This is a genomic window from Desulfonauticus submarinus (genome assembly GCF_900104045.1).
GTDB lineage: Bacteria > Desulfobacterota > Desulfovibrionia > Desulfovibrionales > Desulfonatronovibrionaceae > Desulfonauticus > Desulfonauticus submarinus.
Genome location: NZ_FNIN01000003.1, coordinates 188,676 through 214,145, shown reverse-complemented (window position 1 = coordinate 214,145; position 25,470 = coordinate 188,676). Strand labels below are relative to the sequence as shown.

Below are 25,470 nucleotides of genomic sequence, written 5' to 3'. Positions count from 1 at the left end.
AATATGGTTTAAAAAATTTTTTTAAAACTTCTCAGAGTAACTACGAGGAATTGAAATTTGCGGACCTTGTTCTCTAAGGTCTTTTAATGATTTCTTCTCAGAGTAACTACGAGGAATTGAAATGCTGACATAAAAATGGCATGTAATCTTAAACTTAAAGACTTCTCAGAGTAACTACGAGGAATTGAAATTTAAGGAGAATATAGATTTTTTTAACGACAAGGTTTTAGCTTCTCAGAGTAACTACGAGGAATTGAAATCTTTAAATACAACCTCTTTTCTCCCGATAGACATAGCTTCTCAGAGTAACTACGAGGAATTGAAACTGGTAGAATAATATCCCATATAAACTCCTTCTTTCTCTTCTCAGAGTAACTACGAGGAATTGAAACTTCCACATGTTTCTGCCCTTTCGCCACAATTCAATTTCCTTCTCAGAGTAACTACGAGGAATTGAAGCTTGGCTCCTTTACTCTTTTAACTTGCTTGTTTTGTTTTCTCATAGTAACTGTGGGAAATTAAAATGGGCTCTTAGCACCCGGCCTATATATGCCAGGATATCTCCTGGAGTTTTGGAGGTTATCATGGATTCAAACTCCCAGGTAGCTCAATGGGCAACACACAAGGATGCCCCGGCACACAAGACCATAGACCGGGCTCGTCGGCTGCTCAAACCAGCGGGGTTTAATCCATGTATTGTAGCAGAGTACCAGGCATTTCCAGGGTGCTTTTCCTGCCACTTGGCAGAACCAACTTTGGCCCCGATGTTCTCCAACGGCAAAGGCTGCACCAGAGAGCTGGCCCTGGCTAGTGCCTACGGAGAGTTCATAGAAAGGCTGCAGTGCTACTGCGACGTCAGGCTGCGGCATCTGGGACTGATAGTTAGCAAATCCTCTTTCTTTTTTCCCAAGTCTATGCCCACTGAACTGGTGGTTGACAGTCATCCCCAGATCATGAAGGAACTTTTACCTCCAGGCTACTATCCTCCTGTTGATGAGCTTGAATGCCTGGAGTTTTGCGACCTTACAGAGGACAGAATTATCTGGCTCCCCTATGACTTGATGCTTAAGCTCACCCAGAGCAATGGGATGTGCGCGGGTAACACCCCAGAAGAGGCCCTGGTGCAGGGCTGCTGCGAGGTGATGGAGCGAGCGGTCATTCAGAGACTGGCCACGGGCAAGCTGCGAGGGCTGCCGACCATCCCTCTAGAGGAATTGCCCCTAGGCAGGGGTGTGGCAAGGAAGCTAGTAGAAGAGCTGCTGGCCAGAGGTCTCAAGGTGTTCGTCAAGGACGCGACCTTGGGCGGGCGCTGGCCTGTGCTGGCGGTAATAATTTTAGAGGAGAAGACAGGGGACTTTGCCCTGGGCTTTGGGGCAGATCCCGTGATGGAGGTGGCCTTGGCGCGCTGCATTACCGAGGCATTGCAGGGCCGATCCAAGCAAGTCTCCCACAACCTTAACCAGATGTCCAGCCTAATAGATCTGCCCGTTGCATGGTACTATTATCAGCCGCAGCTTACGGTTTGGGCCCTATTGGAGAATCCTCCTGCCACTGGCAACTTTCGCCAGGCGTTCCTACCCCCTACGGCCAGCAACTTTCAGATGCTTAAGCATCTTTTGCAACAGCTCAAATGCGAGGGCCGGCGCGTAATGGTACGGGATTTTTCGTTTCTGGGAATGCCTACTTATTATGTGTACATCACTGGACTATCGCGTATGTTTACCATGGATGAGGGTGCACTCCAACTGCTGCTCAAGGACTATCGCACGGTTCTTGAGACTTTCTTCAGCTTACCTTGGGCTTCGCCCGAGCAGCTACGTAGTTGCAGCAGGCTGCTGTGCGCCCAGCTGTGGCGCCCCAGAGAAATGTCCCTGGAGCAAATCGTAGAAAATCTGTTTGCCATGGTGCCAGTGATGGAGTGGATGGATTTGAGGCTGGTGTTGGCAATAATGCTCATGGAAGTTCAGGATTGGTTCAGGGCCGCACAAGTGTTGCGCTCACCATTTGTCAAGGAACGGTTCTTTCAGCCGCCTGATCCCCAGATGCTGGAGGTGATGATAGCGGTGTGCGAGCTAAAGGCAGAGGGCCTTGGTAACCAAGAGATCAGCCGACGCATCGGCGAATCCTTGGCGTACAACCCCTATGCTGCCTCTGCTGGACACCTCGTCCGTGGCCACTATGCCAGTTTTCTGGCCAAAGACCCAGAGGGGGCTGAGGGTAAGGGGCTGGAGGGCTTGCCCATTCCCCGATGCACCAGCTTGTGGAACTGCAGGGACTGCGGGTGCAGAAAGACGTGTTATGTAAAGGGATGGCTGAAGATAAGCAGGGGTATGGAGAAGTTAGCTCGCCCAGTTGACCAGCGCCACCTTCTCAAGCGCCTGGGCAGATTGGTGAACCAGCCCTAGAAGTCAACGAACTCCTTTTTCTCGTCTTCGTAAAAAAGGATGACTTTTTCAGCTTGGGCTCGCTTTGGCTTCTTCTCAAAAGCTATTTATTTCTTTTTGACTTTTTTTATTTCTTTGGCAAAATCAGAAAAGGATTTTTTTATTGAAGCCAGATTGACTTGGCTTTCTTTAGAATCTATCTTTATTTTTGATGGATAAATTTAAATTTTTCGTTTTCAAACACTGGAAAAAGTTTGCTGTAATTTTTCTTTTGTTTTTTGCCTATTTGGCAGATAAAGGGGTTATATGGGCTAAAGCCACTACGGATTTATTTTTCTTTTTTATCCTACTTGCCCCAGTTATTATAATTTTTGGAATTTTCATTTTAACAATTCTTTCACGGCTTCTAAGCTTTCCAAAAACCAAGTCCAACCATACTGATACACTCCCATATGACCATGCATAAGGAGGAAAGAACATGCTTTTGCTAATTTTTTTCAAATTTTTCCCGATGCTAAAAGAATGCTTTTGATTTGTTTGAAAAATTTTTATTTATCTCCCAGAAAGACTTAATTCTATTATAAAAGATAAATCATAAGTTGGCAAAGGATGCGTATATATGATGGGAATTTCCGACTAGGTAGATACAAAGAAGAATATATTTTTTTGAGCAATTTGTCTCAGCCTTTTTTGGAAGAATTTCAGGAATTATTGAAAAAAGGATATTCCTATGAAGAGGCTGTAAGTATAGTATGGCCCAAACATACTCATGCAGCATGGAAAGAAATAACAAAACAGATTAAAGGGTTATAATTTATAATTTAGGATTAAATTGTCTAAAAAATTTAGATACAATAAGGGGTATTTATGGAATTTATTTTTTTAATTTTACTTACTTGTATAATTCTACTTTTGATTTTTTTGTTTTTTAAAAACTATCAATTTCAAAAATTATTTGATTTATTGCAAGATAATATAAATAAAAATATATTGGAGCAATATAAACAAACACAAGAACAAATAGAAAGAAATAGTGAATTATTTTCTAAAATAGAAAAAAGTTTTTCTGATTTTCAATTATCTTTTTTAAATTTATTTAAAGATATATCTAATTCTATAAATAGGGCAATAACATCAAATACAGAAAAAATAGAAGAGTTTAAACTTAGTCAACAGAAGTTTAATCAGAACTTAATAGATAATCTTAATAAGGATTTTATTACCATAAATGAAAAATTGATTAGACAACTTCAGACTAATTTTAAAGAAATTAGAGAAGATATATCTTCATCTTTAAATTCAAATACAAAAAAAATAGATGAATTTAAAGATGCTCAACAGGAATTTAAAGACTATATTCTTAGAAATATAAATATTAACTTTAAAGAAATAAATGAATTGGTACATAAGCGTTTAAATGAAATTAGTTCTAAAGTTAATGAGCGTTTGGATAATAATTTTAAAAATATTAATGAAACTTTTGAAAAAATTATTGGAGGTATTGCTAGGATTTCTGAAGCTCAGAGAAAAATAGAAGAACTATCCACTGAGGTTGTTTCTTTACAAAATGTTCTTACGGATAAAAAGACAAGAGGTATTTTTGCAGAGGTGCAACTAAGAAATATTTTAGAGGCTGTATTTGGTCAGAACGATAATATTTATCAACTTCAACCAAGATTAAAAGATGGTTTAGTTCCTGATGCAATAGTTTTTATTCCAAATGAAAAACCTTTGCCTGTAGATGCCAAATTCCCTTTGGAAAATTATCAGAGAATGTTTGAGGATAAAAAGTTTGTTCAAAAATTTAAACAAGATATTAAAAAACATATTTTAGATATTAACAGAAAATATGTTCAGCATTCAGAACTTATGGATATGGCAATAATGTTTATTCCTGCAGAGGCTGTTTTTGCAGAGATACATGCTAAACATCAAGATATTATTCAAGAAGCAGTAAATAGAAAAGTGTGGATTACATCTCCAACAACATTTATGGCTCTTTTAACTACTATTTCATCTTTAATAAGAGATGCAAAAACTAGAGAATATGCTAAAAAAATACAAGAAGAATTAATAAGGTTATCGAGTAATTTTAGAAGATATAGAGAAAGATGGGAAAAACTAGCTAAGCATATTGATATTGTTACTAAGGATGTTAAAGATATTCACACAACTACTAAAAAAATATCAAGTGAATTTGATAAAATCCAAAATGTAAAATTTTTAGATAAGTAAAATAGTAATTAAATAGAGGAACTATTTTGTTGTAGATATTTTATTCTTTTAGTTAATGGCGGATGGCTATAAAAAAAGAATACATAAATGGGATGAGGTGTTAGATTTGATAGATTATTTTGAGCGAGCTTTTTTAAAGCAGAAATAAGATCTTGGCTTTTTACAAATTTAAGGGCAAACATATCAGCCTGTTTTTCAAATTTTCTAGAAAGAAAATTTTCCATAATACCTAAAATAAATGATAGTGGTGTAAATATTAAGCTAAAGGCAAGTAAATTAGCGTGTATAGAAGGATATTCGATGCCAAGTGCTTTAGATATATTAGGTTGATGTAGAAATAATTGAAGAGTGATTAAAAAAATAGCTAAATTGGCTAAAGACAAAATTATTTGTTTAAAGATGTGTTTTAGCTTGAAATGAGCTAATTCATGGGCGAGCACAGCAATTATTTCTTGATGGGAAAGAGTATTCACAAGGTTGTCAAAAAGAGCGATTTTTTTATATTTTCCAAATCCTGTTAAGAATGCATTGGCTTTTGTGGTTCGTTTAGATCCGTCCATAATATAGATGTCTTGTATTTTATATCCTATTTTTTGGGCTAAATTATGGATTTTTTGTTTTAAAGAGCTGTCAGATATAGGGATAAATTTATTGAAAAGAGGTAAAATAATTTTGGGAGCTAGATATTGAATTATAAACATAAATATACTAACACCTAAGAATGCATACAACCAAGCCAACTTGCCAAAATTTTTAAAGATAAAAAATATTGTAATTAGTAATATGCCTCCTAGTAAAAAAGAAAGTATATAGGTTTTTATTTTATCTTGAAGAAATATTTTGAAAGACATTTTATTAAATCCATATTTGTTTTCTAAATAAAAATTTTGAATCAACTCAAAAGGAAAAGATATTAATTCTATGCATATAAACAGTAAAAAGAAAAAAATAGTTCCTTGAAAAAGATAATTTGAAGAAATACTGATGCTTATTTTATTAAGATAGTTAAATAAATTTAGTTTAATTGCTATAATTAGAAGAGATGTTATAATTATTTTTTCTATTAAATTTAGAATGGTAAGTTCTTTAGTATATGATTGACTTTGTTTGTATTTTTCAGCAGAAAATATATCTTGCAAGAAAGGAGGGATTTTTGTTTTTAAACTTTTTATATTAAGAATTTCTAACCATAAATTTATTCCCAAATGTACAAAGATTATAGTTAAAATGATTATTTGCCAATAATAGGAATTCATTATTATGACCTCTTTTAAAATTTATTTTATTTTTTCTTCTGAATATAAATTTTTTTTAAAAAATAATAATCTTAATTTTGGTTATACATTAAAACGCCGAGCCTCTATCAAAGATATTTTAGAGTCTTTTGGGATTCCTCATCCTGAAATAGGTAAAATTTTTTGTTTTCAACAGGAAGTTGATTTTTTTTATATTCCCAAACCAAGGGATGTGTTTAAAGTATATTATCATACTTTGCCTTTGGATATTAGTCAAAAAAGTATTCTTAGGCCAAGAAGGTTTTTAGAATTGAAATTTATTTGTGATGTGAATGTGGGGAAGCTAGCCACTTTATTGAGAATGGCTGGCGAGGATGTACTTTACAATCCTATTTGGGATGATTTTAAAATTGCTCAACTTGCTTGGCAAGAACAAAGAGTAGTTCTCACCAAGGATAGGGGACTGTTAAAAAGAAAATTGGTGGAGTGGGGCTATTTGTTGAGGTCGTCATCTCCTGATTTACAGTTAAAAGAAGTGAAAAGGGTTTTTGGCTTAAAAGGTACGAACATATTTAAACGTTGTTTATGTTGTAATGCGGTTTTAGAACCAATAGAAAAAACAAAAATTTTAGATAAGCTAGAGCCAAAGACAAAAAAGTATTATAATGAATTTTTTATCTGTCCTGAATGTGGAAAAATTTACTGGCGGGGAAGTCATTTTGAATATATGAGAAAACGTCTATTAAAAAATGGGTTTAAGTTAGCCAGATAGGTTTTACCTATCTGGCTATTTTTTTATTTTTAATGGAAAATTTCAGAAGGTAGTTTGCATTCTTTTTCTAAACCAAATGCCGCTCCTACAGGGGGACAAGTTAATATGCCTTTATACATATTCAATCCTTTCATTAATACACTATCTTGTTTGCAGGCTTGTTCTACGCCAAGGTCTGCTAATTTTAATCCATATTTTATGGTTACATTGTTTAGGGCAAAAGTAGATGTTCTGGCATAAGCTCCTGGCATATTAGCCACACAGTAATGCACAACATTTTCTTCTATAAAAATTGGGTCAGAGTGTGTAGTAGGCCTAGAAGTTTCAGCACAGCCGCCTTGATCTATGGCCACATCAACAAACACAGCTCCTGGTTTCATTTTGTTTAAAAGTTCTCTTGTAATGAGTTTTGGTGCTTTTGCCCCAGGGATTAGTACAGCACCTATTACAATATCAGCTTCTGTAATGCTTGCTTCTAGGGTGACATGATCACTAAAACAAGTAAACACATTGCTAGGCATTATATTGCCTAGATGCTCTAAGGTATTGGCATTTATATCAAGGACAGTAACCTTTGCACCAAATCCTGCAGCTATTCTAGCTGCGTTACTACCAACTGTTCCTCCACCAATAACTACTACATTAGCAGGCAAAACTCCAGGCACGCCAGTAGGAAGAACTCCTAAACCTCCTTGAGATTTGGCAAGATAAAATGCTGCCATAAGGGGAGCCATTCTTCCTGCTACTTCACTCATGGGTTTTAATAATGGTAAATTCCCGTTTGGCTCCTGAACTGTTTCATAGGCCATGGCTATAATTTTTTTATCTAAACATGCTTTTGTAAGTTCTTCATCTGCGGCAAAGTGAAAATATGTATAAACTATTTGTCCTTCTTGCATTAATGGATATTCCTGAGGTAGAGGTTCTTTTACTTTTACAATCATTTCACTTTTTTGCCATACTTCTTCTGCAGTTTCGACTAAAGTTGCGCCAACTTTTACATATTCTTCATCTCCTATACCTGAGCCAAGGCCTGCTCCTGATTCAATTAATACTTTATGCCCATGCTGAATATATGCTTTTACTGATGCTGGAGTTAAACCAACTCGATATTCATTGTTTTTTATTTCCTTTGGGCATCCTATTAACATATATTTCCTCCTTATGTAGAATATAAAAAAATATTATATCCTTAAAAAATTATAAAGACAAGCAAAATGCCTTTGCAGTGTTACTAAAAATATTACGTTGTTTTTGTAAGTTATACTTTAATAACAAATTATATCTACTATTCGATAATAAATAGAGGAGAATTTCAGAAGTCACATTTTATGTGTTTTTTCCCTCTAAACAATTTATTTACAGCTAGAAGCTAAGCTTTAGGCATGGGAAAATTTTATCTAACAGGAATGTATTTTTAGATAACTTAAAGAAAATTGAGTATAGATTAATGAGAGTTGGATAAGATAACTTTGATTTTTTGGGGTAAATCTTTACTTTTTAAAAATTTATGGTTATAAAATAAATCTATATATTTTTTAGGGGAGGAATTTATGCAGCCTCAAGATTATGAATTTTTCCGCAATATGCTTTTGGAAATGAAGAATGAAATTTTAGCTAAGGGTGAAAGTACATTAGAAGACATGAGCGAGGATGTGGAAGTATACGCAGATCCTGCAGATAGGGCAACTGCTGAAAGTGATAGGGCCTTTACTTTGCGTTTAAGGGATAGGGACTTAAAGTTAGTAAAGAAAATAGACGAAGCCCTAGCTAGAATAGAAGATGGCACTTTTGGTATTTGTGAAGAGTGTGGTGAAGAAATTGGTTTAGCGAGATTAAAAGCAAGGCCTGTTACTACTCTTTGTATTCAGTGTAAAAGTAAACAGGAGGAAGAAGAGGCTTTGTTGAAGAGATAGTGTTCTTTTTATGGAAGCTAATTTTTGTAGATTTGCTTTAGAAAGCTTAAAACAAAAAATTTTATTTACTCGATTAGAGAAAATTTATAATCCTTATCCTAAGTTATGGACTTTTAAATTTTCTAAACAAGGGTTTCTGTGTTTATATGCCTCCCAAAAGGGAGGCTTTTTCTTTTTGCGTCCTAATAATTTAGACAATCCATCCTCCCCATCACCTAAGGTAATGTTTTTAAGAAAGCACTGTAAGAATAGAATAGTAAAAAGTTTTTCTTTTTTTTGGCCCAGGCGTATATTTTGGCTGGGATTTGGGGATTTGTTTCTTGAATTGAGTTTAGAGTCTGAGCCTAAAATTGTTGAAAAACCTATATTAGAAGAAGTTATCTGGCCATCTTTAGAAGAAATAGACTCTAATAAAGAAATTTTTAGAATATATCCTCAAATTTCTCCGCCTCTTAGAAAATTTCTTGCTAGTTTATCTAAGGAAAGAAAAAAAAACTTTTATTTAAAATTACAAGTAGAAAAAAGTTTTGACTTTTATATTTATGAAAATAATATCCTTTTATGGGAGCAAGGATCTAATGTTATATCCAAAACAGATAATCCTTTAGAAGCATTGAGTATATTTGGAGAATATAAGTTAAAGGAAATTATAGGAGAGAGGTTTTCTAAATTAAAACAACAAAACAGAGAAGAAAAGAGATTAAAAAAAATTTTATTAAAACTAGAAGAAGATAAGAAAAAATTAAAAAAAAGAATAGAACTTTTAGAATATGGAAAATTGTTACAGGCAAATTTATATAACTTAGATAGGAATAAAAAGGTTTCTAAAGTAAATGTTATAGATTTTACAGGTAATACTATAACAATTTTTTTAGACTGTAAAAAAACAATTTTAGAAAATATGGAAAATTTTTTTAAACAGGCTGCAAAAGGAGAAAGAGGACTAAAAGCTATAGAAAAAAGAAAGCAACAAATCCAAAAACAACTTCAAGATGTTAGGATAAAACAGAAACAAGAGATAAAAATAAAACAAAAAGCTTTTTTTGTGCCTAAAAAATATCAAGGCCTTCAGATAAAGGCTTTTATTTCTTCTGATGGTTTTTTAATTTTAAGGGGTAAAAATAGTAAAGCTAACCATAAGTTGTTAAGTGTGGCTAGTCCTTTTGATTTATGGTTTCATGCCCAAGATGGTCCAGGAGCACATGTAATCTTGCGTAGAGACAGCAAAAAACAAGAGGTTCCTTTACAAAGTCTTAAAGAAGCTGCGTGTTTAGCTGCATTGGCAAGTTATCAAAAGAATGCTGAAAAAGGAAAAGTAATGTGCGCAGAAGTGAAAAATGTGCGTAAAGTCAAAGGTCTTTCCTTGGGACAGGTAATAGTAGATAAGATTTTACATTCTTTTTGGATTGATATAGATCCGAATTTAGAAACCAAGTTAAGATATTTGGAAACTAAGGAGTAGTAAAGATGCAAGAAAAGTTGGCAAATATTTGCGATGAGATTCAGAAAAAGATTTATCAAGAAACTACTGTTGAATTTGGAGAAGAATTTGTTAAACGCTGGACGAATCCCAATTTTGTGGGGAGGTTAGAAACTTATACTCATATGGCAAAGGTAAAGCCTAGCTGTGGCAGTGTGTTAGAGATATATATAGTGTTGGAAGAGGACAAGATAAAGGAAATAAGTTTTTATACTGATGGATGTGGTTCTGACTTTGTATGTGCAGAGGTTGCTTGTGAGTTAGCTTTGGGTAAGACTAAAGACCAAGCTTTAACTTTAGAGTCTAAACATATTTTGCAGGTTATCCCAAAACTTCCTTTAGATAAGCATGGAGCGTTATATCCTCCTATTAAAGCTCTTCAAGAAGCATTACAAAAACCCTAAAATATACTAAAGCTTCTTTAGATTTTGCAAGAAATCCTGTTCGCGCAAGGGATAAACTCTTATTTTTCTACTTCGGGGGAATTCTGTTTTAAGAACTTTTTTAAGTTGTTTTTTGAGCTGAGATGGCTTTACAAAATAGCTTTTGTTTTCATATCCTTTTTGAATGAACAAATAGGACTCCTCTTTAAAAATAATAGTAAGAGTCCTATTTCTTTTATAAGTTGCTAAGATTATTCCTTCATTAGGATACAGTTTTTTTAGCTTAGGAATTATTTTAGTTAGGATGTTTTCCTTATCTAACATTTTTTATTTTGTTCTAATGTTATCCAATTATTAAGTTGTTTTTTTATGAAGTTAACTACTTGTTGGTGTGCTCTTTTTGGATTTTTTTGGACTTCTTGGGCAGAGATAGGTAACCCAAATTTAAAGTAAACTGTTTTTTGAGGATCAATTGGGCCAAAATCTTTTACTAGTCTTCCTGTGCCCCAGGCATCTGTTTTTAAAGCTATGGGAACCACAGGAACATTAGCCTTTTTAGCTAACTTTATCCCAATAGAGTTAAACTCTTTTTCATCAAAATGATTTGCTCTGGTAGTTTGAGGAAAAACTACAATAGAAATATTATTTTTAAGTTTTGATGTCCCTTCTTTTATAACTCTTCTAAAATCTTCTCTGGGGTTGGTTCTAGTTACTGCAATAGGTTTTCTTGCTCTCATAACGTGTTTAAATACAGGATAGTTAAGTAGAGATTCTTTAACAATAAATGTTATTTTTTTAAATGGATGAATGACACAAGGCAAAACAAAAGTTTCTAATGTGCTCATATGGTTGCCTATAAAAACGCAAGGTCCTTGTATATTAAAAAAATTATTTCTTCCTCTTATATCAAAAATACAACCAACACTTTCGAGAGCGTTTAATACATCAACACTACTTTTTATCCATTCTTCATCACTATAAATTCCTTTTTTAGCTAAAGAAGCAGCAGAAAATACAATTTTTATAATTTTTTTGTAAAATCGAATGGTTCTAAAATATTGTATTCTTTTTTTTACATCAGTTTGATAGGTGTCAGTTGGCTGTAAAATTTCCATTATTATATCTCCTAATTTCTTTAAAATAGATAAAACTAGATTTTACTAAGCTTATTCCAACACTGGCATAGATAAAAGAAATAATTTTTTTATCAACTCCTAAGCGGCGTATTATGATGCCCAAAGTTATCATTATAGCGACTATAAAATAGCTTTTAATAGATTGAAAAGCAAAAAAACAGCGAGGTTCTTTTTCTTTTATGCGGGAAATATTTTTTTGTACTATTTTAATAAACATTTTACAAAAAATAAAATAGCCGAAAATAAGACCTAAACAAGGATATAAAAAGCATAAAGCCTTAAAGGGGATAAACAATAAAGCTCTTAGTATAAGCCATAAGCCTATAAGACACCATAGACTTCCAGCTATTTGAAAATGTGTTTTTATCTTCGCTTGACAAATTATCATTGGTGCTAAAAGATATTTTTTATGGATAAAATTTTGTATTTTTTATAAAAAAAATCTAAACTGAATTGATTTTAAAGTCAAAGTTAAGGTTAAGGAGGATAATTTTGTTAAAGGATAAGAATAAAAAAAAACAAATGGATTTTACAGAGAAACTAAAATTATTGGGCAAGTGTTTAGAGGAGAAAAAAGCAGAAGATATTCTTTTATTAGATGTACAGAAGTTTTCTAGTGTTTTTGAAGGTGTAATTATTGCAACAGCTAATAATGTGAGGCATGCTCAAAGTTTGGCAGATAATCTTTTACAGTTTATTGCTGAATATAATTTTGAATATTTTGGCATGGAAGGATATAAGGCAGGGGAGTGGATATTATTGGATTTGAATGATATTGTTATCCATATTTTTTTACAAGATGTTCGTATGTTTTATAATTTAGAAGGTTTTTGGACTGAGGCAAAACAAATTCAATTATAAGGAGAAATAAAGTGTTTACTCCTACCTTACTATTAATTTTAGATGGTTTTGGTCTTGCTCCTGCTGGAGAAGGAAATGCTGTTTCTTTGGCTAGTACTCCTAATTTAGATAAACTCTTTTTAACTTATCCCAATACACAGCTACAAGCTAGTGGAGAAGCAGTTGGCTTGCCAGAAGGACAGATGGGAAATTCAGAAGTAGGTCATTTGAACTTAGGGGCAGGTAGAATTGTATATCAAGATATTGTGCGCATTAATAAAGCTATAGAAGATGGTAGTATTAAAGATAATTTTGTTTTAAATAAACTAGCTGAGGACATAAAAAAGAGCACAAATAGAATTCATTTATTAGGATTGGTTTCAGATGGTGGAGTACATAGTTTGCAAGAACATTTGCACTATTTAGTTTCTTTTTTTAAACAAAGAGGAATAAAAGAAGTTTTTATTCATTGTTTTTTAGATGGTAGAGATACTCCACCTAAAAGTGCATTAAATTATGTTAAAAGACTAGTTAATTTTTTGGAAACAGAAAATTTTGGCCAAATTGCATCTTTGAGTGGGCGTTATTTTGCAATGGATAGGGATAAGCACTGGGAAAGGACAGAGTTAGCCTATAATTGTTTGGTGTTAGGTGAAGGGAGAATAGCTGCTTCACCTATAAATGCCATTGAAGAAGCCTATTCTAAAGGCGAAACAGATGAGTTTGTAAGGCCTACATTTATTCAGGGAAGCCAGGGATTTTTGCAAGATGGTGATGGAGTTGTTTTTTTTAATTTTCGGGCAGATAGAGTAAGACAGCTCTGTAGAGCACTTTTTGATAAAAATTTCCAAGAATTTCAACGTAAAAAGTTTCCTAAACTAAATATTATTACTATGACAGAATATGATCATACTTTTCCTTTACCTGTTATTTTTCCTCCTCTGAGTTTAAAAAATATTTTAGGAGAAGTGGTATCTACTTTGGGATTAAAACAGCTTAGAATAGCAGAAACAGAAAAATATGCCCATGTAACATATTTTTTTAATGGCGGAAGAGAAGAGCCTTTTGCAGGAGAGGAAAGAATACTTGTCCCTTCGCCGCGAGAAGTAGCAACTTATGATGAAAAACCAGAGATGAGTGTTTTTGAAGTTTCTAAAAAACTTATTGATAAAATAAAACAAAAAGAATTTGATTTTTATGTATGTAATTTTGCAAATTTAGATATGGTAGGGCATACAGGGGTTATTCCCGCGGTTATAAAAGCGTGTGAAGCTGTTGATAAGTGTGTAGGAGAGGTTGTGCAAGCTATGTTAGAGGTTGGTGGGCAGGTTTTGCTTACTGCAGATCATGGTAATGCTGAAGATATGTTAGAAGGGGATAAGCCAAAAACCTCGCACAGCACAAATCCTGTTCCTTTGATACTTATTTCTAAGAGAAAAATTGGTTTTTTAAGTCAAGGTAAATTAGGAGATATAGCGCCCACAATTTTACATTTATGGCAAATTGAAAAACCTAAAGAAATGACGGGAAATAGTTTAATAGGAGAATAAACAGTGCAAGAAGAATTTGTTCATCCAGCAGAAGTTGAAATTTTACTTTTTTATCCCTGTCCTAGATGTGGTCGTAAAGTACCTGCCATTGCACCTAAAGAAGTAAGTCAAATTAAGTGTGATGAGTGTGGACAAGTGTTTTTGATAGCACCTGTAGATGAGAAGGGAATATGCTATTTAAAAACAGCTTTAGTCCATGGTCTTGCTTTGGTAAGGGAAGGCTATAATTAAAATTTTTAAAACTTTGGGCTAAATTTTTATTCCTAACTTGACGGAAAGATAAAAACAAAATATATTATTTGTTCAAATCATCATCTTTAAAAATTAAAATGTAAATGTATTATCCTTTATTTTAAGAGGAGGAAACAATGTCTTTAAAAATTAGGCACAAATTATTGTTAGCAATTGGATCTATTTTTATAATTTATTTGATTGTTGTGGCAATAACTTTCATTGTTGTAGGAAAGCAAAAAGATGATGGTTTTGTGATTAATATGGCAGGAAGACAAAGAATGCTTTCTCAAAAGATGAGTAAAGAAATAGTAAATATGTTATATGTAAAAGCTAAAAAAGGAACAATAGATAAAAATATTATTAATGAATTGCATAAGAGTATGAAAATTTTTGATATGACATTACATGCTCTTATTAATTCTGGACAAGTTCCTATTACGTTAGATCCAAATGGAGAGAAAAGGCATATTGAAGCTGTAGAGGGAAAGTCGTTAACTGAACTTAAAAAGGTTAAACAAATTTGGGATGTGTTTAAGAATAAGTTAGATATAGTTGTTTCCTCGCAAGAAGAAGGCGCAATTAAGCATATTTTAAACTATAATATGAAGCTTTTAAAGGCAATGAATAATGCAGTAGTTACCATGCAAAAGGAGGCAGAAAAAAAAGTATCTTTTTTGTTAGCAACAGAGGGGATTGGAGCATTATTTGGGTTGATTGCAATTATTGGTATATGGTTTTGGATTAAGAGTAGTATAACTATTCCTTTAGAAAAATTGGTTGAATTTGCTAAAAAGGTATCTCAGGGTAACTTAAAAGAAAGTCTTGCTATTACTAAAAAAGATGAAATTGGAGAGCTTAGTGAGACCTTAAACTATATGGTGAAAAATCTTTCTGATATTTTTGATAATTTAGCGAATGGAGTAAGGACTCTTACAACTTCAGCAGAAGAAGTTTCCTCTGTATCTTCTAATTTACATGTGGCTTCAGAAGAAATGCGAGATAAATCGCAGTTGGTTGCTACGGCTGCTGAAGAACTGAGCGCCAATATGGCTTCTTTGGCTACTGCTATGGAAAATAATTCTAATAATGTAACGAACGTGGCTACTGGTGCAGAAGAAATTAGTATTACTATTGGAGAAATAGTTCAAAAGACAAGCAGAGCTCAAGAGATTGTTACCAAAGCAGTACAACATACTCAAATTACGTCAGAAAATGTAGAAACTTTGGGAGAGGCTGCAAGAGAGATTGGAGAAATTTTAGTTACTATTGATGCGATTTCCAATCAAACCAACTTACTTGCTTTAAATGCTACGATTGAAGCTGCAAGGGCAGGTGAGGCAGGTAAAGGTTTTGCTGTAGTGGCTAATGAAATTAAAGAATTAGCAAAACAAACTTCAGAGGCAACAGAAGATATAAATAAAAAGATACATGCTATTCAAGAATCTACAGATGTGGCCGTAAAAGATATTGATAGTATTTTAAACATTATAAAAGAGGTTAATGATATTGTAATAACTATTTCTGAGGGAGTACAAGAGCAAGCTGACACCACCCGAGGCATTGCGGAAAACATAAATGAGGTTTCTGCTGGGATTCAGGAGATAAATCAAAATGTAGCCCAGAGTTCAGAAGTGTCTCAAGAAATAGCCAAAGATATTTCTAATGTTCATGTTCGATCAGAAGAGATAAAGCAAAATAGCGATGTTTTAAGAGAACGAGCAGAACAGTTAAATGCTTTGGCTGAAAAATTAAAAGGAATTATTAAAAAGTTTGAGCGTTAATAATAAGTTTGAAAAATATAGGTCAGCGTAAAAGAACGCTGACCTCTTTAGTTTTTAATTAACTTTCAAGATATGGATAATCTTGGCTTAAATGATTTTGGACATAATCTAAGACCGCGTCTTCTAAGGATAAAAAATCGCATGGGCAGCCTGTGGCAGAGAGTTTTTGCATATTGGCTTGAGTAAAATATTGATACTTGCCACGTAGTTGTTTGGGCATTTCAATATATTCTATATTTTCAGGTAGATTCATAGCCCTAAAAACAGCTTTTGCTAGATCATTCCAGGACCTTGCTTTTCCTGTTCCTACATTAAAAATTCCATTTACATTAGGATGTTCTAAGAGCCAAGACATTATTTTGGTACAATCTTTTACATAGACAAAATCTCTTTTTTGTTCTCCATGTTGATAGTCTGGATTATAAGATTTAAAGAGTTTTATTTTTCCTGTTTCTTTAATTTGGAAGTAGGCCTTACATACTACACTTTTCATATCTTCTTTATGATATTCATTAGGCCCAAATACATTAAAGAATTTTAGTCCCACAACTTGGGAGAGAAGATTTTCGCGTTTAAGCCATAGATCGAAAATATGTTTTGAGTATCCATACATATTAAGAGGACGAAGGCTTTCTAATTCTTTTTCATTATCATCAAATCCTTTAGAACCATCTCCATAAGTGGCTGCACTACTGGCATAAATAAATCTAATATCATGGGAAAGCGCATACTTAGCTAGTGTTTTAGAATAGTGAAAGTTGTTAGACATTAGATAGTCAGCATCTTTTTCAGTTGTAGATGAGCATGCTCCCATATGAATTATTGCTTTTATTTTTCCTAATTTTTCTGTGGTGAGTAAAGGTAAAAAAGATTCTTTGTGAATATAGTCCTTATAGCGTAATCCGACTAAATTTTTCCATTTTTCAGAGGTGCTTAAATTGTCTACTATAAGAATTTTATCAATCCCTATTTGGTTTAGCTGCCATACAAAGGCGCTTCCTATAAATCCTGCCCCTCCAGTCACAATATACATTGATTGCTCCTTTTATTAAGAAATAGAATAGGTTCGATTTATAGAGTTTTTTGACTTTAAAATAAAGAGAAAATTTTAGGAAATAAGAGGTGAATCGGCGTGGTCTAAAAAAATTTTTTAGGGTTGATATTTTTATAGTATCCTATACACATATTACTATGTGTATACCATCAATAGTTATTGATACTAATGTATTGTTCGCAGCTCTTTACTCGAGGCGTGGAGCTTCATTTAAGCTCCTGTCTCTGATAGGAGAAGGATATTTTGAGATTGCTTTATCAGTACCTTTATTTATTGAATATAAATCAATTATTGAACGAAATCGTTCAAAGATTAAGTTATCTGAGGAAAAAATAGATGATATTTTAAATTATTTATGTTTAGTATCTAAACATTATGAAATTTATTATTTATGGCGTCCAGTTTTAAAGGATCCACAAGATGATATGATTCTTGAATTAGCAGTAAGAGCTCAATGTAAATATATAGTGACTATAATATTAGAGATTTTAAAGGGGTAGAAGGATTTGGGATAGAGGTTTTATCTGCAAAAGATTTTTTAAAGAAAATAGGAGTTCTTAAATGAGTACTTTAAGCGTACATTTGCCAAAATCTCTTCATAAAACTGTTCAAGAGTTATCTAAAAAAGAAGGAGTATCAATTAATCAGTTTATTGTATCTGCTTTGTCAGAAAAAATAAGTGCTTTAATGACCTTAGAATATTTAAAGGAAAAGCAAAAAAATGCCTCCAAAGAAAAGTTTTTGAATGCACTCAATGATGTTCCAGATGTTGAGCCCTTAGAAGATGACAAACTTTACTAGTTGCATAAAAAATTACTTTAGCCAAATATTGGTAATAATGTTAAGCAGAGTGTTGTAAAATTTGGGGGCAAATTTTTGACTTTTTTTAGATAGAGTGGCCAGTAGTTCGTGAGGGGTTAGGTTTTTGGTTATTAGTTCTGCAGCAAAATGCGCAAGACTACATATTTTGCCGCTTAGACTGATGTCTTGTCCTTTAAGTTTTCGAGGATAACCACTGCCGTCAAAACATTCATGATGTTCTAGATGGCAGTTAAGAAGAGTTTCTTCTCGGATATCTAATTTGCGCATTAACTTTGCTCCAGAAATAGGGTGATTAATTATTTTTTGTTGTTCCTCTGGAGTCAGATTAGCTGTTTTTTCTCGAATAAATTTTGGTATTCGGTAAAGTCCTAAATCATAAGTAAATAATCCTAGAGCAATGTGTTTTAAATCTTTTTCTTTAATATCTTGTTTTGATTCTAAGGTAATGGCTAGACCTAAAATACCTGCGTTATAAGTGGTTTTGATAAGATCATTATTTTGTTTAAAAAGATTTTTAATGAGTCCTTTTATTCTGTGAGGATCTTCTTGAAGATATTTTAGGAGTACAATTACGCTTTCTTGCAGTTCTTCCCATACAGGTTTAACAGGTTGTTCATAAAACTCAGCAATTTTTTCTGGGATAGCCATTTTTAAGATAGATACAATTTCTAGAGGAGTTAAATGTTTATCTATAAGAATTAAATCTAGTTGTTTACTTATGTGTTTGGTGTAAATAGAATGATCATTTCTTGAGACAAATAAAAGTCCTTGAGACGCGCGTTCTAAAATATCTTTTCTTTGTTCCTCTTGTAATCTTGAATCTCGTTTATAAAATGGTTCTAAAGATGCTATTTTTTCTTTAAAAAGATAGAGATCCAATGGTATTCTAAATTTTGAAAAGCTTTCTAAAATTTTAGGAGATATTTGGTAAAACTCTTCGTTAAGGCTATTTGTATCTAACTTTTTACTCACTTTATATACACCTTTATTAAATTAGTTGGAGCATGTTCTTCATTTTTCTTAGGATGTCCTGCAGTAATTACCAATACATCTTGAGATTTAAAAAGTGAAGAATTTTCTACATATAGTTCTACCCTTTGTAAATGATCTTTAGGATTTTCATCAATTATAGTTGGAATTACTCCCCAAAAAAAATTCATATATTTTGATACTGTTGGATTTGGACAGAGTCCATAGATGTATTCTTTGGGCCGAAATGAACTGAGGAGTCTTGCAGTAGTCCCTGAGTTTGTATGGGCAAGTAAAGCTTTTGCCTGTAATTTATCTGCTAAAATACACGCTGCATGGGCAATAAACATTTCAGAATGTCCATTAGCAGGTAAATCTATTTGTTTTCTTATTTTAAAGATATTTTTTTCTGCTTCTTCCGCGATTTGTTTTAAGTAGGTTATACATTCTACTGGATATTTGCCTATGGCTGTTTCTTCTGAAAGCATAACACAATCGGTACTATCTAAAATAGCATTTGCTACATCTGTGGTTTCTGCTCTTGTAGGCATTGGATTATTGACCATAGATAAAAGCATTTGAGTTGCTACAATGACTGGTTTTCCCATTTTACGACAAAGTCGTATGATCTTTTTTTGAATAAAAGGAAGTTGAGGAAGAGGGCATTCCAAACCCAGGTCTCCTCTTGCTACCATGATCCCATCGGCAATGGATACAATGTCTTCTAATCGGTCCAAGGCAGCTTGTCGCTCTAATTTGGCAATGATGGGTACACATCTACCTAGTTTTTTATCACAGATTGCCTTTGCTTTGGCAATGTCTTCGGGACCTTGGACAAAAGAAAGGGCAATAGCATCTAGCCCAAGTTCTAGCCCTTCTATTAAGTCCTGTTTGTCTTTTTCTGTAATGGCAGAGAGTTTTAATTTTTTCCCAGGAAAGGTAATTCCCTTGCCTGAACTTATTATCCCACTGTCTTTAGCTTCAAGAATGAGTTCTGTTGGTGAATTTGTTTTTACTTCAAAAGAAAGTCCGCCATCACTTATTTTTACTATATCATTTGGTTTTAAATGTTCTAAGAGGGATTTATCTTCAAATGGAATAAAATTCTCAGATGTTTCTTCTCCTTTACCTAAAAAATAAAAGCTATTCTTATGAATGGTTAAAGGAGATTTTTTTAATTTGCCAATTCTTATTTTAGGTCCACATAAATCTTGTAAAAGAGTAATGGGCTCTTTTAGATCTTCTTCAAGAGTTCTAATTTTTTGGACAAGAGGGGCAAAGTCTTTTGCACTTCCATGAGAAAAGTTTAATCTAAAAATCCTTACTCCTTGAGCTAAAAATTGTTTTAGGACCTCTACATTATTGGAAGCTGGTCCTAAAGTAGCAATAATTTTGGTACGCATTTAACTCTCCTTATAGCTTAAGTTAAGCAGCTAACCTACTAACTATTTATCTTACTTATTTTAAATTTTAAGCTTATTTAAATAAAAAGATATAAACAGTTCAAGTCTATTTTTTTCTTTTTTTAAGATAAATTTATTTTTTTGTAAAACTTTTAAAATTTATCTTGACTTTTACTTGCCTTGGGTGAAAAGAAGTGGTAAAAAGTGGTAAAAAGTGGGCGGATAGTATAAATGTTTAGAGGTCACACTCCCAGAACTATTGATGCAAAAGGAAGATTATTGCTTCCTCCAGATATAAAAGCAGAGATTTTGCGTCTTTCTCCTGAGGGAAAGATTATGTTGACTAATTTTGATCAGTGTGTGGTGGGATATCCTTTGCCAGAGTGGGAAGAGATTGAAAAGAGTTTTTCTTCGTTAAATATGGCCAATAAATTATTTAGAGATTTTCACCGTTTTTTCTTAAGTGGGGCAATGGAAGTTTGCTTAGATAAACAGGGTAGGATTCTTGTTCCTCCTTATTTAAGGGAATATGCACATCTCAGAAAAGATGTGATTTTAGCAGGGGTTGGACGTAAGTTTGAAATTTGGGATATGGAACGCTTTGAATTAAAACGTCGCTCTGTAGAAGAGAATTTTGATTTGGTGATGGATAAACTAGCTGAAAATGGTTTTGAGTTAAGATTTTAAGCGATGAAACATATTTCTGTATTAAAAGAAGAAATAATTTATTGGCTGGAACCAGAAAAAAGAAAACGTATTTTAGATGGCACATTGGGATTAGGAGGTCATGCCAAGGCTTTATTGGAAAAAAGTAAAGCAGAACTGGTAGGGATAGATTTAGATCGAGATGCTTTAAAAGAAGCTGAAAAAAATTTATCTGCTTTTCAAAAAAGGGTTTATTTGTTTCAAGGGAATTATGTTGATTTTGAATACTTTTTGAAAGTTGTAGGTTGGAGTAAAATAGATGGAGTGATTTTAGACTTAGGAGTTTCTTCATTACAGTTAGATGATCCTTCTAAAGGATTTAGTTTTTTAAAACCAGGTCCCTTGGATATGAGAATGAATAAAGATATGGGGGAGTCAGCTTTTCATTTAGTAAATAGAGCTTCTTTTGAGCGGTTAAAAACTATTATTCGGGAATATGGTGAAGAACCTTTGGCTGGTAGGATTGCTAGATTTATTGTGGATAGAAGAAGTAAAAAAAGCATAGAAACGACATTAGAATTAGCTAAAATTGTTGAAGAGGCTTATCCAATAAAAAGAAGACGTAAATCTCGTAATCATCCTGCGACAAAAACATTTCAGGCGCTGAGAATTGCAGTAAATAAAGAGCTAGATTCTTTAGAATATTTTCTAAAAAAAATTGTTAGATATTTAACTCCTGGAGGAAGGATTGCAATAATTTCTTTTCATTCTTTAGAGGATAGGATTGTAAAGAATTTTTTTAAACAAGAAGCAAAGGATTGTATTTGTCCTCCAGAAGTAATGATTTGTAATTGTCAGCATAAGGCTACTTTGAAAATTTTAACACGTAAGCCAATTGTTCCAAAAGATAGTGAGAAAGAATTTAATAAAAGAAGTAGGAGTGCAAAATTAAGAGTAGCTGAGAGAATTTAAATTTTGATATGAAAAAAGAAAATATTATTTTAACTGTTTTAATTTTTACTACTCTTTTTTTAATTTTTTATAAAATTTGGCTTAGTGTTTCTATAGCTGATATGGCCTATGATTATGAAAAAATAAAAAAAGAAATTAATGTGCAACAGAGCTTAAATCGTAAATTAGAGGCAGAAAGAGCTTTTTTGCGCTCTCCTGCTCGTTTAAAAAAAATGGCTTCAAAATTTGGTTTTAGAGCTCCTAAAGAAGGGGAAGTTAGGGTTTTGGCGAAATGATAAATAGATTTTCTAATATTCATATTCAAAGGAGATTTGCCCTAAGAATAGGGATTTTTGCTACTATACTATTTATTGTTTGGTCGTTTTTATTGATTAGAGCCTTTTGGATTCAAATTGTCTGGGGACCTGAATTAGTAAAACGTTCTGCGAATCAATATTTTGTGGAGAATAAGATTCAAGGCTATAGAGGGAAGATTTTAGATAGGAATGGTTTGGTGTTAGCTCAAAGTGTAAAAACATATTCTGTGTTTGTTCATCCCTATGCAGTAGAGAGAAAGTCCTTTGTAGCTAGAAAATTAGCGAATATTTTAGAACAATCTTATTGGATAATTTTAAAAAAATTAAAAAGTAGAAAAAATTTTGTTTGGATTAAGCGCAAAATAAGTGATGTTAAGGCTAAGAAAATAGAAAAATTACATTTAAAAGGGGTTTACCTCACCTCAGAGTTTGCTCGTGTCTATCCTCATGGTCATCTGTTGGGACAGGTTATAGGCTTTACTAACATAGATGGCAAAGGGCTGGAAGGATTAGAAAAAAGTTTTGATAATTACTTAAAGGGTAAGGTTAAGGATACATTGGTATTTAAGGATGCTAAGAGAAGGGTTGTTCGTTTTAATTTTGTGGATGCAAATTTAAATGGTCAAGATGTTGTCTTAACAATAGATGCTAAACTTCAAGCTGTTGTAGAAGATATTTTAGAGAAAACCGTTAGAAAATTTAATGCTAAAGGTGGGCAATTTATTATTGCAGAGGCTCAAACAGGAGAGATACTTGCTTTAGCTAATTATCCTTTTTTTAATCCAAATATTTTTTTTAAATCTTCTGCGTTTAAAAGAAGAAATCGAGCAGCCTTGGATTTATTTGAGCCAGGGTCTACGGCCAAAACTTTTTTAATAGCCTCTGCACTAGAACATAAAAAGTGTCGTCCTAATACTATTTATTACTGTGAACAGGGTAAGTGGAAAATTAATAGGGTTTTTATTCGGGATACCCATGAATATGGTTGGTTACCTGTAAATAAGATTTTAAGGTATTCTAGCAATATAGGAGTAGGTAAAATAGCTCTAGACCTTGGAGCTGAAAATTATTACCACACCCTTTCTCTTTTAGGGTTTACCAAGAAAGTATGCCTTCCCTTACCAGGGAGAGAACAAAGTCTTATTAGGCCCCCAAATCTATGGACAAAAATAGATTTAGTTTCATCTGGATTTGGACAAAGTTGGGCTACTACAGGATTGCATCTTGTTCAAGCTTACTTAAGTTTAGCCAATAAAGGGATGTTTACTCCTTTGCGTTTAGTTTTGACTCCAAAGTTAGATAAACCTATTTCTTATCAAGTTTTTTCCAAAAAAGTTGTAAAACAAGTGTTAAAAATGTTGTGGGAGGTAGTAAATCAGGATGGAACAGGGAAAAATTTAAGGCTTAAAGAAGTTGAATTAGGTGGAAAAACTGGCACAGCTCAGAAGCCAGATTTGGTTCATGGAGGATATAAAAAAGGAGCGTATATTTCTTCTTTTATGGGGTTGGTTCCTGCAAGTAATCCTAAATATGTGCTTTTTATGTTAATAGATGAACCTCAAAATGCTTATTATGGATCTGTTGTTGCTGGCCCTGGAGTTAGAGATATGGTGTTAAGGTTAGGAGCAGAAGACCATTCTATATTTGTTGTTTCTAATAAGAAAAATAGAGTTTCAAAACTTAAACGACCTGTAAATAAAAAAAGTTGTTCTTTTAGAAATATTCAAAATTTACCCGATCTTAGAGGTAAGCCTGTGCGTTATGCTTTGGATATCTTAATACCTAGAGGAGTTGTGCCTTCTTTAAAAGGAAAAGGATTATTTGTGAAAAATCAAATACCTCATCCAGGAGTTCCTTTAAAACAAGGAATGAAGGTAAGTTTAATTTTAACTTATAATGTTAAAGAATTAAAATAGGAAATTTATGGTTAGTTGGCCAGAAATAATCAATTTAGCTAAAAATGGTAAAAGAGTTGTTGCTGATTCGCGTAAAGTTAAAAAAGGTGATATTTTTGTAGCTATTCCTGGAGTGCGAATAGATGGAAGTGTATTTGTTTTAGAGGCCTTGGAAAAAGGGGCATCTTATATAGTCTCAAAAAATAAAAAGGTGTTAAAAAGAGTTGGAAGTAAAGGAATATATCATCCTAATCCATCGTTAGCTTTAGGAGAATTGGCTAAGGCTTATTACTTCCCTCGTGGACAGAAATTAAAGCTTATCGGTATTACAGGAACAAATGGCAAAACTACAGTATGCTTTTTTTTAGAGCATTTATTAAAAAAAGCTGGTTTTAAGGTAGGAATAATTGGAACAGTATTAGTTAGGTGGCCAGGACAAGAACAAAAGTCATTTATGACAACACCTGATTGTTTAACTTTATATCAATTGCTTGCTGAAATGGAAAAGACTGGGGTTGAGATAGTTTGCATGGAAGTTTCTTCTCATGCTTTAAGCCAAGCTAGAATAGCTGGTTTAGAATTTGAAATAGGGGTTTTTACCAACTTAACTCAGGATCATTTGGATTATCATAAAGATATGCAAGATTACTTTAAAGCAAAATCTAAATTATTCCAACAATATGCTAAGAAAGCTGTTTTGTATGGAGATTGTAAATGGGGAAAAGAGATTTTAACCCAGTTTAGTGGAGAAAAATTGTCTTATGGTTTCCATCATTCAAATGATTTTAAGGTATTAAATTATAAACTTTTCCCAGAAAAGATAAAGGCTACGTTTCAATTAAGAGATAAAAATATTGCATTGGAGCTTCCTTTTATAGGAAAATATAATCTTTTAAATGTGTTGGCAGCAATGGGAGTAGGTGAATTTTTAGGAATTTTAAAAGAAAATATTTATGCTTTTGAAAGTTGTCCTCCTCCACCAGGACGTATGGAATTGGTCAACAATGAACAAGGTCTTGGTGTGATTATAGATTATGCTCATACTCCTGATGCCTTAGAAAATGTATGCAAATCGTTAAAAGAATTGCCTATTAACAAGTTGGTTGTAGTTTTTGGCTGTGGAGGAGATAGAGATAAAATCAAAAGACCTTTAATGGCTAAAGCTGTTTCTAGGTGGGCTGACTTCGCCATTGTAACTACAGATAATCCAAGGTTTGAAGCCCCAGAGGAAATTATTAAAGATATTATAAAAGGGTTTTCTTCTGAGTTTAAATATCTGGTAGAAATGGATAGGAAGATAGCCATCTCTAAGGGACTAAACATGCTGGGAAAACAAGATATTTTGCTAATTGCAGGTAAAGGACACGAAGATTATCAAGAAATTTGTGGAGTAAAATATCCGTTTTCAGATAAAGAGGTTGTGTTTAAAATTTTAGAGGAAAATAATAATTAGTAAGGAAACTTTAAA

25 protein-coding genes and 1 CRISPR repeat array are annotated in these 25,470 nt (G+C 33.1%); of the genes, 18 read left to right on the top strand and 7 right to left on the bottom strand.

The annotated features are described in order from the left end of the window. Positions 1-27 precede the first annotated feature (27 nt). A CRISPR array of direct repeats spans positions 28-460; the repeat unit is 30 nt; unit sequence CTTCTCAGAGTAACTACGAGGAATTGAAAT. Positions 461-584: 124 nt separating this feature from the next. Beyond that, on the top strand, positions 585-2,405 hold the full coding sequence (locus BLP60_RS05360) for a YcaO-like family protein (RefSeq protein ID WP_092064577.1): 1,821 nt from the start codon (positions 585-587) through the stop codon (positions 2,403-2,405). A gap of 261 nt (positions 2,406-2,666) precedes the next feature. Here BLP60_RS05360 and BLP60_RS05355 read toward each other — a convergent pair whose 3' ends face one another. Beyond that, positions 2,667-2,864, bottom strand: a complete 198-nt coding sequence (locus BLP60_RS05355; protein WP_092064574.1) for a hypothetical protein — start codon at positions 2,862-2,864, stop codon at positions 2,667-2,669. A 129-nt stretch (positions 2,865-2,993) separates the two neighbouring features. Between BLP60_RS05355 and BLP60_RS05350 the strand changes: the two genes are divergently transcribed. Together BLP60_RS05350 and BLP60_RS05345 are read left to right on the top strand one after the other, a co-directional pair. Then, complete coding sequence (locus tag BLP60_RS05350; RefSeq protein WP_092064571.1) at positions 2,994-3,197, top strand: hypothetical protein; 204 nt, start codon at positions 2,994-2,996, stop codon at positions 3,195-3,197. A 54-nt stretch (positions 3,198-3,251) separates the two neighbouring features. Further along, positions 3,252-4,619 carry a DNA recombination protein RmuC gene (locus BLP60_RS05345; RefSeq protein WP_092064568.1) on the top strand — a complete coding sequence of 456 codons (1,368 nt, stop codon included), beginning with the start codon at positions 3,252-3,254 and terminating at the stop codon, positions 4,617-4,619. A gap of 8 nt (positions 4,620-4,627) precedes the next feature. On the opposite strand, the gene BLP60_RS05340 is transcribed toward BLP60_RS05345, so the two are convergent. Beyond that, positions 4,628-5,875 (bottom strand): M48 family metallopeptidase, encoded by a 1,248-nt coding sequence (locus BLP60_RS05340; RefSeq protein WP_092064565.1) that lies wholly within the window; start codon positions 5,873-5,875, stop codon positions 4,628-4,630. A 4-nt stretch (positions 5,876-5,879) separates the two neighbouring features. Between BLP60_RS05340 and BLP60_RS05335 the strand changes: the two genes are divergently transcribed. Next, positions 5,880-6,626 carry a Mut7-C RNAse domain-containing protein gene (locus tag BLP60_RS05335; protein WP_092064562.1) on the top strand — a complete coding sequence of 249 codons (747 nt, stop codon included), beginning with the start codon at positions 5,880-5,882 and terminating at the stop codon, positions 6,624-6,626. Between the two features lie 29 nt (positions 6,627-6,655). On the opposite strand, the gene ald is transcribed toward BLP60_RS05335, so the two are convergent. Beyond that, positions 6,656-7,777 carry an alanine dehydrogenase gene (gene ald, locus BLP60_RS05330; protein ID WP_092064559.1) on the bottom strand — a complete coding sequence of 374 codons (1,122 nt, stop codon included), beginning with the start codon at positions 7,775-7,777 and terminating at the stop codon, positions 6,656-6,658. A 402-nt stretch (positions 7,778-8,179) separates the two neighbouring features. On the opposite strand from ald, the gene dksA reads away from it, so the two are divergent. The 3 genes from dksA to BLP60_RS05315 are packed head-to-tail and all read left to right on the top strand — an operon-like array spanning position 8,180 to position 10,426. After that, entirely contained in the window at positions 8,180-8,542 is a 363-nt protein-coding gene (gene dksA, locus BLP60_RS05325; RefSeq protein WP_092064556.1) for an RNA polymerase-binding protein DksA, read from the top strand. 10 nt (positions 8,543-8,552) lie between these two features. After that, a complete protein-coding gene (locus BLP60_RS05320) occupies positions 8,553-10,004 on the top strand; it encodes an NFACT RNA binding domain-containing protein (RefSeq protein ID WP_092064553.1) in 1,452 nt (483 codons plus the stop codon). Between the two features lie 5 nt (positions 10,005-10,009). Next, a complete protein-coding gene (locus tag BLP60_RS05315) occupies positions 10,010-10,426 on the top strand; it encodes an iron-sulfur cluster assembly scaffold protein (protein WP_092064550.1) in 417 nt (138 codons plus the stop codon). A gap of 296 nt (positions 10,427-10,722) precedes the next feature. On the opposite strand, the gene BLP60_RS05305 is transcribed toward BLP60_RS05315, so the two are convergent. Then, complete coding sequence (locus tag BLP60_RS05305) at positions 10,723-11,520, bottom strand: lysophospholipid acyltransferase family protein (protein ID WP_092064544.1); 798 nt, start codon at positions 11,518-11,520, stop codon at positions 10,723-10,725. 513 nt (positions 11,521-12,033) lie between these two features. On the opposite strand from BLP60_RS05305, the gene rsfS reads away from it, so the two are divergent. The 4 genes from rsfS to BLP60_RS05280 all read left to right on the top strand — a co-directional run bounded on the left by rsfS (position 12,034) and on the right by BLP60_RS05280 (position 15,946). Continuing rightward, a complete protein-coding gene (rsfS, locus tag BLP60_RS05295; RefSeq protein ID WP_234970956.1) occupies positions 12,034-12,402 on the top strand; it encodes a ribosome silencing factor in 369 nt (122 codons plus the stop codon). 11 nt (positions 12,403-12,413) lie between these two features. Continuing rightward, positions 12,414-13,931 carry a 2,3-bisphosphoglycerate-independent phosphoglycerate mutase gene (gene gpmI / locus BLP60_RS05290; RefSeq protein WP_234970955.1) on the top strand — a complete coding sequence of 506 codons (1,518 nt, stop codon included), beginning with the start codon at positions 12,414-12,416 and terminating at the stop codon, positions 13,929-13,931. 3 nt (positions 13,932-13,934) lie between these two features. Then, positions 13,935-14,162 carry a hypothetical protein gene (locus BLP60_RS05285; protein ID WP_092064535.1) on the top strand — a complete coding sequence of 76 codons (228 nt, stop codon included), beginning with the start codon at positions 13,935-13,937 and terminating at the stop codon, positions 14,160-14,162. A gap of 137 nt (positions 14,163-14,299) precedes the next feature. Continuing rightward, a complete protein-coding gene (locus BLP60_RS05280) occupies positions 14,300-15,946 on the top strand; it encodes a methyl-accepting chemotaxis protein (protein ID WP_092064532.1) in 1,647 nt (548 codons plus the stop codon). A gap of 58 nt (positions 15,947-16,004) precedes the next feature. Here BLP60_RS05280 and rfaD read toward each other — a convergent pair whose 3' ends face one another. Continuing rightward, a complete protein-coding gene (rfaD, locus tag BLP60_RS05275) occupies positions 16,005-16,979 on the bottom strand; it encodes an ADP-glyceromanno-heptose 6-epimerase (RefSeq protein ID WP_092064529.1) in 975 nt (324 codons plus the stop codon). An 89-nt stretch (positions 16,980-17,068) separates the two neighbouring features. Here rfaD and BLP60_RS05270 point away from each other — a divergent pair, with 89 nt between their 5' ends. Next, on the top strand, positions 17,069-17,500 hold the full coding sequence (locus BLP60_RS05270; RefSeq protein ID WP_200779108.1) for a putative toxin-antitoxin system toxin component, PIN family: 432 nt from the start codon (positions 17,069-17,071) through the stop codon (positions 17,498-17,500). Positions 17,501-17,561: 61 nt separating this feature from the next. Then, entirely contained in the window at positions 17,562-17,801 is a 240-nt protein-coding gene (locus BLP60_RS05265; protein WP_092064526.1) for a YlcI/YnfO family protein, read from the top strand. A gap of 12 nt (positions 17,802-17,813) precedes the next feature. On the opposite strand, the gene BLP60_RS05260 is transcribed toward BLP60_RS05265, so the two are convergent. Beyond that, the gene (locus BLP60_RS05260) at positions 17,814-18,794 is read right to left on the bottom strand and encodes an HD-GYP domain-containing protein (protein ID WP_092064523.1); all 981 of its coding nucleotides are present in this window, start codon (positions 18,792-18,794) and stop codon (positions 17,814-17,816) included. Then, positions 18,791-20,194 carry a pyruvate kinase gene (gene pyk, locus BLP60_RS05255; protein WP_092064520.1) on the bottom strand — a complete coding sequence of 468 codons (1,404 nt, stop codon included), beginning with the start codon at positions 20,192-20,194 and terminating at the stop codon, positions 18,791-18,793. Before pyk ends, BLP60_RS05260 begins: the two co-directional genes overlap by 4 nt. A gap of 231 nt (positions 20,195-20,425) precedes the next feature. On the opposite strand from pyk, the gene mraZ reads away from it, so the two are divergent. From mraZ to BLP60_RS05230, 5 genes are read left to right on the top strand one after another with little or no spacing between them, the layout of a single operon-like run. Continuing rightward, positions 20,426-20,881 carry a division/cell wall cluster transcriptional repressor MraZ gene (mraZ, locus tag BLP60_RS05250; RefSeq protein WP_092064517.1) on the top strand — a complete coding sequence of 152 codons (456 nt, stop codon included), beginning with the start codon at positions 20,426-20,428 and terminating at the stop codon, positions 20,879-20,881. A 3-nt stretch (positions 20,882-20,884) separates the two neighbouring features. Beyond that, positions 20,885-21,811 carry a 16S rRNA (cytosine(1402)-N(4))-methyltransferase RsmH gene (gene rsmH / locus BLP60_RS05245; protein WP_092064514.1) on the top strand — a complete coding sequence of 309 codons (927 nt, stop codon included), beginning with the start codon at positions 20,885-20,887 and terminating at the stop codon, positions 21,809-21,811. 8 nt (positions 21,812-21,819) lie between these two features. Then, on the top strand, positions 21,820-22,086 hold the full coding sequence (locus tag BLP60_RS05240; protein WP_092064511.1) for an FtsB/FtsL family cell division protein: 267 nt from the start codon (positions 21,820-21,822) through the stop codon (positions 22,084-22,086). Further along, positions 22,083-24,023, top strand: a complete 1,941-nt coding sequence (locus BLP60_RS05235) for a penicillin-binding transpeptidase domain-containing protein (protein WP_092064508.1) — start codon at positions 22,083-22,085, stop codon at positions 24,021-24,023. The genes BLP60_RS05240 and BLP60_RS05235 overlap by 4 nt, the downstream gene beginning before the upstream one ends. Positions 24,024-24,030: 7 nt before the next feature. Continuing rightward, positions 24,031-25,455, top strand: a complete 1,425-nt coding sequence (locus tag BLP60_RS05230; RefSeq protein WP_092064505.1) for a UDP-N-acetylmuramoyl-L-alanyl-D-glutamate--2,6-diaminopimelate ligase — start codon at positions 24,031-24,033, stop codon at positions 25,453-25,455. Positions 25,456-25,470: the final 15 nt, after the last annotated feature.

Coding starts and splice junctions, on each gene's coding strand:
- BLP60_RS05360 (WP_092064577.1), top strand. CDS start 585: ATGGATTCAAACTCCCAGGTAGCTCAATGGGCAACACACAAGGATGCC.
- BLP60_RS05355 (WP_092064574.1), bottom strand. CDS start 2,864: ATGTTCTTTCCTCCTTATGCATGGTCATATGGGAGTGTATCAGTATGG.
- BLP60_RS05350 (WP_092064571.1), top strand. CDS start 2,994: ATGCGTATATATGATGGGAATTTCCGACTAGGTAGATACAAAGAAGAA.
- BLP60_RS05345 (WP_092064568.1), top strand. CDS start 3,252: ATGGAATTTATTTTTTTAATTTTACTTACTTGTATAATTCTACTTTTG.
- BLP60_RS05340 (WP_092064565.1), bottom strand. CDS start 5,875: ATGAATTCCTATTATTGGCAAATAATCATTTTAACTATAATCTTTGTA.
- BLP60_RS05335 (WP_092064562.1), top strand. CDS start 5,880: ATGACCTCTTTTAAAATTTATTTTATTTTTTCTTCTGAATATAAATTT.
- ald (WP_092064559.1), bottom strand. CDS start 7,777: ATGTTAATAGGATGCCCAAAGGAAATAAAAAACAATGAATATCGAGTT.
- dksA (WP_092064556.1), top strand. CDS start 8,180: ATGCAGCCTCAAGATTATGAATTTTTCCGCAATATGCTTTTGGAAATG.
- BLP60_RS05320 (WP_092064553.1), top strand. CDS start 8,553: ATGGAAGCTAATTTTTGTAGATTTGCTTTAGAAAGCTTAAAACAAAAA.
- BLP60_RS05315 (WP_092064550.1), top strand. CDS start 10,010: ATGCAAGAAAAGTTGGCAAATATTTGCGATGAGATTCAGAAAAAGATT.
- BLP60_RS05305 (WP_092064544.1), bottom strand. CDS start 11,520: ATGGAAATTTTACAGCCAACTGACACCTATCAAACTGATGTAAAAAAA.
- BLP60_RS05280 (WP_092064532.1), top strand. CDS start 14,300: ATGTCTTTAAAAATTAGGCACAAATTATTGTTAGCAATTGGATCTATT.
- rfaD (WP_092064529.1), bottom strand. CDS start 16,979: ATGTATATTGTGACTGGAGGGGCAGGATTTATAGGAAGCGCCTTTGTA.
- BLP60_RS05265 (WP_092064526.1), top strand. CDS start 17,562: ATGAGTACTTTAAGCGTACATTTGCCAAAATCTCTTCATAAAACTGTT.
- pyk (WP_092064520.1), bottom strand. CDS start 20,194: ATGCGTACCAAAATTATTGCTACTTTAGGACCAGCTTCCAATAATGTA.
- mraZ (WP_092064517.1), top strand. CDS start 20,426: ATGTTTAGAGGTCACACTCCCAGAACTATTGATGCAAAAGGAAGATTA.
- rsmH (WP_092064514.1), top strand. CDS start 20,885: ATGAAACATATTTCTGTATTAAAAGAAGAAATAATTTATTGGCTGGAA.
- BLP60_RS05240 (WP_092064511.1), top strand. CDS start 21,820: ATGAAAAAAGAAAATATTATTTTAACTGTTTTAATTTTTACTACTCTT.
- BLP60_RS05235 (WP_092064508.1), top strand. CDS start 22,083: ATGATAAATAGATTTTCTAATATTCATATTCAAAGGAGATTTGCCCTA.
- BLP60_RS05230 (WP_092064505.1), top strand. CDS start 24,031: ATGGTTAGTTGGCCAGAAATAATCAATTTAGCTAAAAATGGTAAAAGA.